The organism is Macromonas bipunctata (assembly GCF_002837135.1).
GTDB classification, from domain to species: Bacteria; Pseudomonadota; Gammaproteobacteria; order Burkholderiales; family Burkholderiaceae_C; genus Macromonas_A; species Macromonas_A bipunctata.
Genome location: NZ_NWBQ01000016.1, coordinates 33,949 through 46,718 on the forward strand (window position 1 = coordinate 33,949; position 12,770 = coordinate 46,718).

Consider the following 12,770-nt stretch of genomic DNA (forward strand, 5'->3'; position numbering starts at 1 on the left):
GTGCGCATGGACACGTTGCGCGTGGCGCTGGTGGCGGGCGAGGCCTCGGGCGACCTGCTGGCGGCGCGCCTGCTGCAAGGTCTGCAGCATCGCTGGCCCCAGGTGCAGGCGGCGGGCATCGGCGGGCCGCAACTGTGCGCGCGCGGCTTTGACGCCTGGTGGCCCAGCGACAAGCTGGCGGTGCGCGGCTACGTGGAAGTGCTGCGCCACTACCGCGAGATCGTCGGCATCCGGCGCCAGCTGTTGCAGCGCCTGCTGGCCGCGCCGCCCGACGTGTTCATTGGCGTGGATGCGCCGGACTTTAACCTGGAGCTGGAAGGCCAGTTGAAAGCCAGCGGCATCAAGACCGTGCATTTTGTGGCGCCGGCGGTGTGGGCGTGGCGGCCCGAGCGCGTGGACAAGATCCGCCGCTGCGTGGACCATGTGCTGTGCATCTTTCCGTTTGAGCCCGAATTGCTGGCGCAGCACGGCATTGCGGCCACCTACGTCGGGCACCCGCTGGCCGAACTGGTGCCCGAAGCTCCCGACCGCGCGGCGGCCCGGCAGGCGCTGGGTCTACCGAGCGAAGGGCGGCCCCTGGTGGCGCTGTTGCCTGGCAGCCGCGCCGCTGAAATCGCGCACCTGCTGCCGCGTTTTCTGGCGGCGGTGGCCGAGATGCGCCGCCAGCGCGCCGAACTCGACTTTGTGCTGCCTGCCGTGCCCGCGCTGCAGGCCGACATTGAGCGCGCAGTGCAGCAAGCCGGTCTGGCCGACGCGGTGCGCGTCGTGCGGGGCCAATCCCACACCGTGCTGGCCGCGTGTGACGTGACGCTGATTGCCAGTGGCACCGCCACGCTGGAGGCAGCCCTGTTCAAGCGCCCGATGGTGATTGCCTACCACATGAACTGGCTGTCGTGGCAGCTCACGCAGCGCAAGCGGCTGCAGCCGTGGGTCGGATTGCCCAACATCCTGGCGCGCGACTTTGTGGTGCCAGAGCTGCTGCAGGAACAAGCCACTCCCGCCGCGCTGGCACAGGCCACGCTGGCCTGGCTGGACGACAGCACCGCTGCCGACACGCGGCGCCACGACCTCGAACACTGTTTTACGGAGATGCACCACACGCTGCGGCGTGATTCCACGGTGCTGGCCACCCATGCCATCGAAACCCTGCTGGCCCACTGAACAGGTGCCACTGCCCTGGAGCCCCGAGCCGGTGCTGCTGGCCGGGGTGGACGAGGCCGGACGTGGCCCGCTGGCCGGGCCGGTGGTGGCCGCTGCCGTGATCCTGGACGACCTGCACCCGATTGCCGGGCTGGCCGACTCCAAGAAACTCAGCGCCGCGCGCCGCGAAGCGTTGTTCGACGAGATCCGCGCCAAGGCGCTGTGCTGCAGCATTGCCGAGGCGTCGGTGGCGGAAATCGACCGCCTCAACATCCTGCAGGCTACGCTGCTGGCCATGCAGCGCGCCGTGGCCGGCTTGCGCCTGCGCCCCAGCCTGGTGCAGGTCGATGGCAACCGGCTGCCGCTGCTCGGCATCCGCGCCGAGGCCATCGTCAAGGGCGATGCCAAGGTCGCGGCGATCTCGGCGGCGTCCATCCTGGCCAAGGTCACGCGCGACCGGGGTTTGCAAGCCTTGCACGCGCAGTACCCGCAATACGGTTTTGACCGCCACAAGGGCTATGGCACGGCGGCGCACCTGGCGGCGTTGCACACCCACGGCCCCTGCGAGGCGCACCGGCGCAGTTTTGCGCCCGTGGCACAAGCGGCCGCCCTTTTTACCGACGGACACCCATGACCGAAGTGATCACCTCCCGCGACAACCCGCTGGTCAAGCGCCTGCGCGCGCTGGCGCAAGACAGCGCCGCCTACCGCAAGCTGGGCCAGATCTGGCTGGAGGGCGACCACCTGTGCCGCGCCCTGCTGGCACGGGGCCGCTGGCCCGAGATGGTGGTGTGCGCGCAGTCGCAAACCGGCGTGGCCGAGGGCTGGCAGCTGCCGCCCAGCGTGCGCCGCGTGGTGCTGGCCGATGCGCTGATGCGCCAGCTCAGCGGGCTGGAATCGCCCGCGCTGGTGGGCTTTGTGCTGGCGCTGCCTTCCGTGCCGGTGGTGCAGGCGGGCGTGCCGACCGTGGTGCTGGACCGCTTGCAGGATCCGGGCAACGTGGGCTCCATCCTGCGCAGTGCCGCCGCATTCGGGTTCAGGCAGGTGCTGGCGCTCAAGGGCACGGCGGCGTTGTGGTCGCCCAAGGTGCTGCGTGCGGGCATGGGGGCGCATTTCGGGTTGCACCTGGTCGAAGGCTGTGCGCCCGAGGTGCTGGCCGAGTTGCACACACCGGTGCTGGCCACCAGCTCGCACCAGGGCAGCTACTTGCACCAAGGTGGCCTGCCCTGGCCCTGCGCCTGGCTGTTGGGGCACGAAGGGCAGGGCGTGGCGCCGCAGCTGCTGGTGCAGGCCACCCACACCGTGCGCATTGCCCAGCCCGGCGGCGAGGAATCGCTCAACGTGGCCGCCGCCGCCGCCGTTTGTCTGCACGCCAGCGCACTGCAAATGGGCACTGCGGGCCCTTGAAATCGGGCGCCCCCCGTTATAATCTGAAGGTTTACCCTAACCTTACGTGCCCGCTTGCGTTTCCGTTGTCACCACGGGCGCAAAAGCCACAGCTCGCCCGCTCCCGGGGCGAGTGCGGGCCCGTCCAAAACTGGAGAATCCCGTGTTTCCCGTCCCCGCACAAGCCATCCTCGCGCTCGCAGACGGCACGGTCTTTACTGGCGTTTCCATCGGCGCCACCGGCCAGACCGTGGGCGAAGTGGTGTTCAACACCTCGCTCACCGGCTACCAGGAAATCCTCACCGACCCCAGCTACCGCCAGCAGCTCGTCACCCTGACGTACCCGCACATCGGCAGCTATGGCATCAACGAGGAAGACGTGGAGGCAGATTGCATCCACGCCGCCGGCCTGATCATCAAAGACCTGCCCCTGTTGGCTTCCAACTTCCGCTCGACCCTGACGCTGAGCGACTATCTCAAACGCGAAGGCACCGTGGCCATTTCGGGGATCGACACCCGCAAGCTCACCCGCCTGCTGCGCGACCACGGTGCCCAGAACGGTGCCATCATCGGCCTGGCCGAGGGCCAAGCCATCACCGACGAGGTGAAGGCCCGCGCCATCGCCGCCGCCCAAGCCGCTCCCAGCATGAAGGGGCAGGATCTGGCCCAGGTCGTCACCACCGCCCAGAGCTACGCCTGGACGCAAACCGAGTGGAAGCTGGCGCGCGCCGACGGCACCCCCGGCTACGGCGAGCAGACCGCACCGCGCTTCCACGTCGTGGCCTACGACTTTGGTGTCAAGAAAAACATCCTGCGCATGCTGGCCGAACGCGGCTGCAAGCTGACCGTGGTGCCCGCCAAGACCCCGGCTGCCGACGTGCTGGCCATGAATCCGGACGGCGTGTTCCTCTCCAACGGCCCGGGCGACCCGCAGCCGTGCGACTACGCCATTGCCGCCACGCAAGCCATCATCGAGTCCGGCGTGCCCACTTTTGGCATCTGCCTGGGGCACCAGATCATGGCCCTGGCCTCCGGCGCCAAGACCTTCAAGATGGCCAACAGCCACCATGGCGCCAACCGCCCGGTGAAGGATCTGGACACTGGCCGCGTCAGCATCACCAGCCAGAACCATGGCTTTGCGGTGGAGCTCGACTCCCTGCCCGCCCATCTGCGCCCGACCCACATCAGCCTGTTCGACGGCACGCTGCAAGGGCTGGAACGCACCGACCGGCCCGCGTTCTGCTTCCAGGGCCACCCGGAAGCTTCGCCCGGCCCGCACGACATCGCTTACCTGTTTGACCGTTTCATCGCCTTGATGGAGAAGAAGTAAATGCCCAAGCGCACCGACATCAAGAGCATTCTGATCATCGGCGCTGGCCCGATTGTGATCGGCCAGGCTTGTGAGTTCGACTATTCGGGTGTGCAGGCCTGCAAGGCGCTGCGCGAGGAAGGCTACAAGGTCATCCTGATCAACAGCAACCCCGCCACGATCATGACCGACCCGGCCACCGCCGACGTGACCTACATCGAGCCCATCACCTGGCAGACGGTTGAGAAGATCATCGCCAAGGAGCGCCCGGACGCCATCCTGCCGACCATGGGCGGCCAGACCGCGCTCAACTGTGCGCTCGACCTGTGGCACCACGGCGTGCTGGAAAAGTACAGCGTCGAGCTGATTGGCGCCACGCCCGAGGCGATCGACAAGGCCGAGGACCGTCTGAAGTTCAAGGACGCCATGACCAAGATTGGTCTGGGTTCCGCGCGCTCCGGCATTGCCCACAGCATGGAAGAGGCCTGGGCGGTGCAAAAGCAGATGGGCTTCCCGACTGTGATCCGCCCCAGCTTCACGCTGGGTGGCACGGGCGGCGGCATTGCCTACAACCCGGAAGAGTTCGAGACCATCTGCAAGCGCGGCCTGGAAGCCTCGCCCACCAACGAGCTGCTGATCGAGGAATCGCTGCTGGGCTGGAAAGAGTACGAGATGGAGGTGGTGCGCGACAAGGCGGACAACTGCATCATCATCTGCTCGATCGAGAACCTGGATCCGATGGGCGTCCACACGGGCGACTCCATCACGGTGGCCCCGGCGCAAACGCTGACCGACAAGGAGTACCAGATCATGCGCAACGCCTCGCTGGCGGTGCTGCGTGAGATCGGTGTGGATACCGGCGGCTCCAACGTGCAGTTCTCCATCAACCCGAAAGACGGCCGCATGGTGGTGATTGAGATGAACCCGCGTGTGTCGCGTTCGTCAGCGCTGGCCTCCAAGGCCACCGGTTTCCCGATTGCCAAGGTGGCGGCCAAGCTGGCCGTGGGTTATACGTTGGACGAATTGAAGAACGAAATTACCGGTGGCGCGACCCCGGCTTCGTTTGAGCCTTCCATCGACTACGTGGTGACCAAGATCCCGCGTTTTGCGTTCGAAAAATTCCCGACCGCCGACAACCGCCTGACGACGCAAATGAAGTCGGTGGGCGAAGTGATGGCCATGGGCCGCACGTTCCAGGAGTCGTTCCAGAAAGCCCTGCGTGGCTTGGAAGTCGGCGTGGACGGCATGAACGAGAAAACCCAGGACCGCGAGATTCTGGAGCGCGAGCTGGGCGAGCCTGGCCCGGACCGCATTTGGTACGTGGGCGATGCGTTTGCCGCTGGCTGGTCGCTGGAGGAAGTCCACCAGTTCACCAAAATTGACCCGTGGTTTTTGGTGCAGATCGAGGAAATCGTCAAGATCGAGCTGCAACTGGACAAGCAAGCGGAAGAACAAGGTGAGGGGGCGTTGGCATCCTTGAGCGCCGACACGCTGCGCACGCTGAAGAAAAAAGGTTTCAGCGACCGCCGTTTGGCCAAGCTGCTCAAAACCACTGAAAAAGCCGTGCGCGACCAACGCCGCGCGCTGAACGTGCGTCCGGTCTACAAGCGCGTGGATACCTGCGCCGCCGAATTCGCCACCAACACCGCCTACATGTACTCGACCTACGAGGAAGAGTGCGAGGCGCAGCCGACGGACAAGAAAAAGATCATGGTGCTGGGTGGTGGCCCCAACCGTATCGGCCAAGGCATCGAGTTCGATTACTGCTGCGTCCACGCGGCGCTGGCCATGCGTGAGGACGGTTACGAGACCATCATGGTCAACTGCAACCCGGAAACCGTGTCCACCGACTACGACACCTCGGATCGCCTGTACTTTGAGCCGCTGACGCTGGAAGACGTGCTGGAAATCGTGGACAAGGAAAAGCCGGCGGGCGTGATCGTGCAGTACGGCGGTCAGACCCCCTTGAAGCTCGCGCTGGGCCTGGAAGCCGAAGGCGTGCCGATCATTGGCACCAGCCCGGACATGATTGACGCGGCCGAAGACCGCGAACGCTTCCAGAAGCTGTTGCACGCGCTGGGCCTGAAGCAACCGCCCAACGCCACCGCCCGCACCGAAGCCGAAGCACTGGAAAAAGCCGCCGAGCTGGGTTACCCGCTGGTGGTGCGCCCCAGTTATGTGCTGGGTGGTCGTGCGATGGAAATCGTACACGAGCAGCGCGACCTGGAACGCTACATGCGCGAGGCCGTGAAGGTGAGCAACGACAGCCCCGTGCTGCTGGACCGCTTCCTGAACGATGCCATCGAATGCGACGTGGATTGCCTGCGCGACAGCGACGGCCAGACCCTGATCGGTGGCGTGATGGAGCACATTGAGCAGGCGGGCGTGCACTCGGGCGACTCCGCGTGCTCGCTGCCGCCGTACAGCCTGAGCGCCGAGACCGTGGCCGAAATCAAGCGCCAGACCAAGGCCATGGCCGCGTCGTTGAACGTGGTGGGTCTGATGAACGTGCAGTTCGCGGTGCAAAAGCGCGACGGCCAGGACGTGATCTACGTGCTGGAAGTCAACCCGCGCGCCTCGCGCACGGTGCCGTTTGTGTCCAAGGCCACCGGCATCCAGCTGGCCAAGGTGGCGGCGCGCTGCATGGCGGGCCAGACGCTGGCGCAGCAGGGCATCACCGAAGAGGTGACGCCGCCGTACTACAGCGTCAAGGAAGCGGTGTTCCCGTTCGTCAAGTTCCCGGGCGTGGACACCATCCTCGGCCCGGAAATGAAATCGACCGGCGAAGTGATGGGCGTGGGCGCCACCTTTGGCGAGGCGTTCGTCAAGAGCCAGCTCGGCGCGGGCACCAAGCTGCCGCGCCCGACCGACGCCGTCAACCGCGTGTTCCTGTCGATCAAGCAAAACGACAAGCCGCGCGCGGTGGAAGTGGCACGCGAACTGGCGGCGATGGGCTTTGAGCTGGTGGCCACCCGTGGCACTGCCGCCGCCATCACCGCCGCCGGCATTGCCTGTGGCACCGTGAATAAGGTGGCCGAAGGCCGCCCCAACATCGTGGACATGATCAAGAACGGCGAGATCGCCATGGTCATCAACACGGTGGAAGAGCGCCGCAACGCCATCGCCGACTCGCGCTACATCCGCACCTCGGCGCTGCTCAACCGCGTGACCACCTTCACCACCATCGCCGGTGCCGAAGCGGCGGTGCAGGGCATGAAGCACCTGGACCAGCTGCCGGTGATCTCGGTGCAGGAGATGCACGCCCAACTGGCGGCCTGAGTCCTGCGGGGTTGTGCCGCGCTTGAGGCATAATCAACCCCAATCCCCACCGCCGACCGGCAACGCTCGGCGGTTTCTTTTTGTCTGGAGTACAACAACATGGCTACCATTCCTGTGACCAAACGCGGCGCGGAGCTGCTCAAGGACGAGCTGCAACGTCTCAAGACCGTCGAGCGCCCGGCGGTCATCAACGCGATTTCGGAGGCGCGCGCGCAAGGCGACCTGAGCGAGAACGCCGACTACGACGCGGCCAAGGAGCGCCAGGGCTTCATCGAGGGCCGCATTGCCGAAATCGAGAGCAAGCTGTCGATGGCGCAGGTGATTGACCCGGCGGCGCTGGACGCTGGCGGACGCGTGGTGTTTGGCGCCACGGTGGAGCTGGAAGAGGAAGCCAGCGGCGAGGCCGTGACGTACCAGATCGTGGGCGAGGACGAAGCCGATCTCAAGCTCGGTCGCATCAACATCTCCAGCCCGATTGCGCGCGCGCTGATCGGCAAGGAGGAGGGCGACGTGGCCGAGGTGCAGGCGCCGGGTGGGGTCAAGCGGTTCGAGATCGTGGCGGTGAGCTACATCTGATGCGCCCCGGCGGTGGGCGTTGGCCGTTGCTGGCCGCCTCGTTGTGGTGGGGCGGCATGACGGCGCTGAGTTTTGTGGCGGTGCCGGTGCTGTTCGCCCAGTTGGGCAGCCCGGCGGTGGCCGGGCCGGTGGCGGCCAAGTTGTTCCAGTTGCAAAGCTGGGCCAGCGTGGTGCTGGCGTTGGGTTTGCTGCTGTGGTGCCGTTTCAAGGCCGTGCCTGCGTTGTGGCAGACGCTTTTGCCATGGCTGCTGCTGGCGGCGCTGGCCGGATTGGTGCAGGAGTTTGGCGTGGCGCAGCGCATCCTGCACGCGCGCGCCGCGGGCAACAGCGTGGCCCTGTGGCACCGCATCGGCACCGGGCTGGTGCTGGTGCAGTGGCTGTGCGCGTTGCGGGTGTGGTGGCGGCTGGCCGCCGATCCACACTGCCGCAGTGTCTGAAAGCGCCTGACGCTGCGCCGCCGGTGCAGTGGTGGCGGCTCGGAAGCCGGCTGAACCGGGCGGGCCCGGTGTGGCTCAATCCGGGGCGCTGTCGTTGCCGTCGTTGTTGGTGTCTGGCCCGGGCGGGAACCACTGCGCCAGCGTGGCCCGGGCCTTGGCCACGTGTTCGTCCTTGATGTGCGCCGCCGTAACGGCCGCTGCCGCCACCAGCGCGCCCAGGTCGTCGCTGTAGCCCACGGCGGGCACCAGGTCGGGCACGGCATCGACCGGAAAAATGAAATAGCCCAGCGCCGTGAACAGCGTGGTCTTGGCCCACGCGGGGGTGTCGGGGTCGCGCGTGGCGTAGTACATCTTCAGCGCCGAGGCCAGCACGGTCTCGCCCGCCGCGCGCGCGTACGTCTTGACCTTGTGCCAGAAGCCGTCCTCGGAGTACGCGGCGCTGAACTTGTCTTGTGGCACGGGGCGCTCTCCGGGGTTTACGCCTGCGCGGCCAGGCTGCGTTCGGCGGATTCGAGCGTGTTGACCATCAGCATGGTGATGGTCATGGGGCCCACGCCGCCAGGCACGGGGGTGATGTAGCCCGCCACTTCTTTCACGCCGTCAAAGTCCACGTCGCCGCAGAGTTTGCCTTCGTCGTTGCGGTTCATGCCCACGTCCAGCACCACGGCGCCGGGCTTGACCATGTCGGCGGTCAGCACGTTGCGCTTGCCCACAGCGGCCACGATCACGTCGGCTTGCAGGGTCTGGGCCTTCAGGTCGGCGGTGCGCGAATGGCAGACGGTGACGGTGGCATCCTGTTGCAGCAGCATCATGGCCATGGGTTTGCCCACAATGTTGCTGCGCCCGATGACGACGGCGTGCTTGCCGCGCAGGTCGTAGCCGATGGATTCGAGCATCTTCATGCAGCCGTAGGGCGTGCAGGGCCAAAAGCCCGGCTGGCCCACCATCAGCGCGCCGGCGCTGGCCACGTGGAAGCCGTCCACGTCCTTGGCGGGGCTGATGGCTTCAATGACCTTGTGGGCGTCGATGTGTGCGGGCAGCGGCAGCTGCACCAGGATGCCGTGGATGGCCGGGTCGTTGTTGAGCGCCTCGACGCGGGCCAGCAGTTCGGCTTCGGTCAGGCTGGCGTCGTACTTTTCCAGCACGGAGTGCATGCCGGTGTCCTCGCAGGCCTTGACCTTGTTGCGCACGTACACCTGGCTGGCCGGGTTGTCGCCCACCAGCACCACGGCCAGACCGGGCGTCAGGCCCTGGGCCTTGAGGGCGGCCACACGTTCAGAAACCTGGGTGCGCAATTGGCGCGAGAGGGCGTTGCCGTCGATGAGTTGGGCGGTCATGGGGTAAAAAAGAGCAAAGAGGGAAAGAAGGGAGGAATCAAGCCTTGGCCGGTGCGGGGGCCAGCGCGACCTTGAGCAGGTCGGCCACGGTGTTGGCGTTGAGCTTTTCCATGATGTTGGCGCGGTGCGCCTCCACGGTCTTGATGCTGATGCCCAGGTCGTCGGCGATCTGCTTGTTCAGGCGCCCGGCCACGATGCGTTCCAGCACCTGGGTCTCGCGCGAGGTGAGCTTGGCCAGCAGCGCCTCGCGGCTGGCGGCCTGCTGGTGGACGGAGAAGGTCTCGTGCGCCTTGGCCAGCATGCGCTCCACCAGCCCCAGCAATTGCGCTTCGTCAAACGGCTTCTGGATGAAGTCGAGCGCGCCCTTTTTCATCGATTCGACCGCCATGGGCACGTCGCCGTGGCCGGTGATGAAGACGATGGGCAGCGGCGACTGGCGCTCCAGCAGGCGCTCTTGCAGCTCCATGCCGCTCATGCCGTCCATGCGGATGTCGGCGATCAGGCAGGCGACTTCGCGCGCCTCGTAGCGGCTCAAAAAGGCTTCGGCGGATTCAAAGGTGCGCACGCGGTAGTCCTGGCCTTCGAGCAACCATTGCAGGGAATCGCGTACCGCTTCATCGTCGTCCACGACGTACACAGTGCCTTTTTTCGGGGTCAAACTCATTGCGTTCCTTCGGGGGGGCAGGTGGGGTGCGAGGGGGCCGGCGTGGGCGCTGCGGCAGTGGCAGCGGGCACCGGCACGGGGATCCAGAAGCTGAACTCGCACCCGACGATCTCGTCGCCATTGTAGAGGTTGCGCGCCTGCAGCCGGCCGTGGTGCGACTCGACGATGGAGCGGCACAGCTTGAGCCCGATGCCCATGCCATTGGTCTTGGTGCTGTAGAAGGCCTCGTAGATGCGCTCGAGCATCTCGGCGGGCACGCCGGTGCCGCTGTCCTGCACGCAGAATTCCACCACCGGCAGGTGGTCGATGCACTTGGGCCCTACGACGCGCAACTCCATGCGGCGCTGCTGGCTGGGGCGCTGCGCCTGGGCGATGGCCTCGCCGCCGTTCTTGAGCAGGTTGATGAGCACCTGCTCGATCAGGATCGGATCGACCATGAGCGCGGGCAGGCGCGCCGCCACGTAGCTGTGCAGGCGCACCATGTGGCGGCGCAGCTCGATGTCGGCCAGCTCGGTGGCGTTGGCCACCATCTGCGCCACATCCGACAGGGTGGGGTTGGGCTCGCTGCGTTTGACGAAGGCGCGGATGCGCTGGATGATCTGGCCCGCGCGCTGTGCCTGGCGCGCGGTTTTTTCCAGTGCGGCCAGCAAGTCCTCCTCGGCCATCTGGTGCTTTTGCAGGCGCGAGATCATGCCGCTGCAGTAGTTGCTGATGGCGGTCAGCGGCTGGTTGAGCTCGTGCGCCACGCTGGAGGCCATCTCGCCCATGGTGATGAGGCGGCTGGCGTTCTGCGCGCGTTCGGCCTGGCGTGCGGCCTGCTCTTCGGCCTGGCGCCGCGCGGTGATGTCGGTGGCAATCACCATCTGGGCCAGGCGGCCATCGACCCAGGTCAGGTAGCGCGTGCGCACTTCGAGCCACTTGTCCAGGCCCGGCATCAGGATTTCGGCGTTACCGCTGCTGGCATCGAGCAGCGAGTCGGTGGGCAGGCCGACCAGGGCATCGACCTGGTCGTGGTTGTCGTGGGTGTCGGCGTGCGGGGGCAGCGCCGAGCCCAGATCGACCAGCGAGCGGTGACCTTCGCCGCCGGTGCCAAACCAGGCGCGGTACATCTTGCTGGCAAACAGCAGTTCGGTGCTGCCCAGCGGCGCCACCGAGATGGCGGCGTCCACGCTGTCGAGCACGGTGGTGAAGCGTTCGTAGGAGGCGCTCAGGGCCTCGCGGATGCGGCGCGGCTCGGTGATGTCGGTGATGGAGGACATCCAGCCCGCCTGCTGGCCGTCGGGCGCAATCAGCGGCGAGATGTACATGCGCGCGTAGAAGCGGCTGCCGTCCTTGCGCTGCACCGTCATCTCGAAGCCGCCGGGGCTGGGGCCTTCGCGCAGCTCGTTGCTCAGGCGCTGGCTCAGGGTGTCGTAGTCGGTCTCGGGCCAGTAGGGAAAAGGCGCACTCTGGCCCATCAGTTCTTCCTCGCTCCAGCCGGTCATGCGGCAAAAGGCGGGGTTGACGTAGGTGATGTGACCGTCCATGTCGAGCGTGCGCATGCCGGTGAGCATGGAGTTTTCCATCGCACGGCGGAAGTTGGTCTCGGCCACCAGCGCCTGCTGGGCCTCGATGCGCCGGCGGGTGTGGCGCCAGGTGCCCAGCAGCATCCAGACCGTCAAGGCGCTGAGTGCCCCCACCAGCCAGAAGAAGGCCTGGCCCATCTTGTCCTGTGCGGTGCGGTAGCTTTCGGCGCGCAGCAGCAGGCTGTCGCCCAAGGGCGAGACCGCCACCTCGTGCGCCTGTGGCTGGGCGGACCACGGCAGGCGCTGCGGGCTGTGGCGGTAGGTGCCCTGCAGGCTGCCTGCCACCACCTGGCGCTGGCGGTTGACCAACGCCACCGCGTAGCGCGCCATCACCTCGGGCGGTACGCCAAAGCGCAGCAGGCTGTCGATGCTGTATTCCACCATCAGTGCGCCCCGGAAGTGGTCGGTGTCGTGCAGCGGCACCCACAGCAGCAGGCGGTAGGTGTCCTGCTCGGCATCCTGCCCGTAGCGCGTGGGCTCGGAGTAGATGGGCTGGCGCATGTCGCGCGCCAGCGCAAAGCTGGCGGTCGCCTCGGGCGTGTTGAGCGCCTGTTCGCGCTCGCGCTGCAACTGCTCGGGCGCGCTGGTGGCGCTGTGGCTGGACTGTATTTCGCGTCGCGGTCCCAGCCACGAGATGGCCACCACCTCGGGGAACTGGCCCAGCAGCGACTCGGCCTGGAACATGAAGTCGTTGTCGGGGTGTGCGCTGTGGGCCAGGCTGCGCGCCATGCGCATGAGCTGCTCCTGGCGCTCCAGCAGGCGCAGGCGCAGGCGCTGCTGCGCGTACTCGACGTCGCGCGTCACGGTCTCGCGCTCGCGCTCGCGTTCTTCCAATGAGAAGTAGCTGATGGCGGCTACGATGGTGGCCAGGAACAGCAGTACCGACAGCAGCGGCCCCAGCGCCGCAAAGCGGTCCTGGCGCGACGGTGGCAAACGCCGCCACCAGCGGCTCCACCAGCTGGGACGGTGGTGGGTGGCAGGAGATTGCAAGGGGTTGTGTCTGGGCATGGGGGCCCGAGTCTAAATCCAAAGCGGCACGGCAGCGCACCAGGCCATTCCTTGTATTTCATAATAAGA

General features: G+C 66.6%; 11 protein-coding genes. 7 read left to right on the forward strand and 4 right to left on the reverse strand.

Annotated elements, in window-relative coordinates:
• Positions 1 to 6 precede the first annotated feature (6 nt).
• The 7 genes from lpxB (at position 7) to CON76_RS02525 (ending at position 8,127) form a co-directional block, all read left to right on the forward strand.
• Complete coding sequence (gene lpxB, locus CON76_RS02495; protein ID WP_205758164.1) at positions 7 to 1,161, forward strand: lipid-A-disaccharide synthase; 1,155 nt, start codon at positions 7 to 9, stop codon at positions 1,159 to 1,161.
• Entirely contained in the window at positions 1,133 to 1,774 is a 642-nt protein-coding gene (gene rnhB, locus CON76_RS02500; protein WP_101101764.1) for a ribonuclease HII, read from the forward strand. Before lpxB ends, rnhB begins: the two co-directional genes overlap by 29 nt.
• The gene (locus CON76_RS02505; RefSeq protein WP_101101766.1) at positions 1,771 to 2,547 is read left to right on the forward strand and encodes a TrmH family RNA methyltransferase; all 777 of its coding nucleotides are present in this window, start codon (positions 1,771 to 1,773) and stop codon (positions 2,545 to 2,547) included. The genes rnhB and CON76_RS02505 overlap by 4 nt, the downstream gene beginning before the upstream one ends.
• A 142-nt stretch (positions 2,548 to 2,689) precedes the next feature.
• Positions 2,690 to 3,856, forward strand: coding sequence for a glutamine-hydrolyzing carbamoyl-phosphate synthase small subunit (gene carA, locus CON76_RS02510; RefSeq protein ID WP_101101768.1), 1,167 nt, complete (start codon positions 2,690 to 2,692; stop codon positions 3,854 to 3,856).
• A complete protein-coding gene (carB, locus tag CON76_RS02515; protein ID WP_101101770.1) occupies positions 3,857 to 7,114 on the forward strand; it encodes a carbamoyl-phosphate synthase large subunit in 3,258 nt (1,085 codons plus the stop codon).
• Between the two features lie 99 nt (positions 7,115 to 7,213).
• Positions 7,214 to 7,690 (forward strand): transcription elongation factor GreA, encoded by a 477-nt coding sequence (greA, locus tag CON76_RS02520; RefSeq protein ID WP_101101772.1) that lies wholly within the window; start codon positions 7,214 to 7,216, stop codon positions 7,688 to 7,690.
• Positions 7,690 to 8,127 carry a DUF4149 domain-containing protein gene (locus tag CON76_RS02525; protein WP_101101774.1) on the forward strand — a complete coding sequence of 146 codons (438 nt, stop codon included), beginning with the start codon at positions 7,690 to 7,692 and terminating at the stop codon, positions 8,125 to 8,127. Before greA ends, CON76_RS02525 begins: the two co-directional genes overlap by 1 nt.
• A gap of 75 nt (positions 8,128 to 8,202) precedes the next feature.
• Here the strand turns inward: CON76_RS02525 and CON76_RS02530 are convergent, their stop codons facing one another.
• From CON76_RS02530 to CON76_RS02545, 4 genes are read right to left on the reverse strand one after another with little or no spacing between them, the layout of a single operon-like run.
• Complete coding sequence (locus tag CON76_RS02530; protein WP_101101776.1) at positions 8,203 to 8,586, reverse strand: YkvA family protein; 384 nt, start codon at positions 8,584 to 8,586, stop codon at positions 8,203 to 8,205.
• Between the two features lie 17 nt (positions 8,587 to 8,603).
• Entirely contained in the window at positions 8,604 to 9,464 is an 861-nt protein-coding gene (gene folD, locus CON76_RS02535) for a bifunctional methylenetetrahydrofolate dehydrogenase/methenyltetrahydrofolate cyclohydrolase FolD (protein ID WP_101101778.1), read from the reverse strand.
• 37 nt (positions 9,465 to 9,501) lie between these two features.
• Positions 9,502 to 10,128, reverse strand: a complete 627-nt coding sequence (locus CON76_RS02540; protein ID WP_101101780.1) for a response regulator transcription factor — start codon at positions 10,126 to 10,128, stop codon at positions 9,502 to 9,504.
• Positions 10,125 to 12,701, reverse strand: coding sequence for a PAS domain-containing sensor histidine kinase (locus CON76_RS02545; protein ID WP_101101782.1), 2,577 nt, complete (start codon positions 12,699 to 12,701; stop codon positions 10,125 to 10,127). Before CON76_RS02545 ends, CON76_RS02540 begins: the two co-directional genes overlap by 4 nt.
• Positions 12,702 to 12,770 lie beyond the last annotated feature (69 nt).

Bases quoted from the DNA above. Each gene is read 5' to 3' on its own strand.
- CON76_RS02525 (WP_101101774.1), top strand. From the start codon at position 7,690: ATGCGCCCCGGCGGTGGGCGTTGGCCGTTGCTGGCCGCCTCGTTGTGG.
- CON76_RS02540 (WP_101101780.1), bottom strand. From the start codon at position 10,128: ATGAGTTTGACCCCGAAAAAAGGCACTGTGTACGTCGTGGACGACGAT.
- carB (WP_101101770.1), top strand. From the start codon at position 3,857: ATGCCCAAGCGCACCGACATCAAGAGCATTCTGATCATCGGCGCTGGC.
- rnhB (WP_101101764.1), top strand. From the start codon at position 1,133: ATGCCATCGAAACCCTGCTGGCCCACTGAACAGGTGCCACTGCCCTGG.
- greA (WP_101101772.1), top strand. From the start codon at position 7,214: ATGGCTACCATTCCTGTGACCAAACGCGGCGCGGAGCTGCTCAAGGAC.
- CON76_RS02505 (WP_101101766.1), top strand. From the start codon at position 1,771: ATGACCGAAGTGATCACCTCCCGCGACAACCCGCTGGTCAAGCGCCTG.
- folD (WP_101101778.1), bottom strand. From the start codon at position 9,464: ATGACCGCCCAACTCATCGACGGCAACGCCCTCTCGCGCCAATTGCGC.
- CON76_RS02545 (WP_101101782.1), bottom strand. From the start codon at position 12,701: ATGCCCAGACACAACCCCTTGCAATCTCCTGCCACCCACCACCGTCCC.
- lpxB (WP_205758164.1), top strand. From the start codon at position 7: ATGGACACGTTGCGCGTGGCGCTGGTGGCGGGCGAGGCCTCGGGCGAC.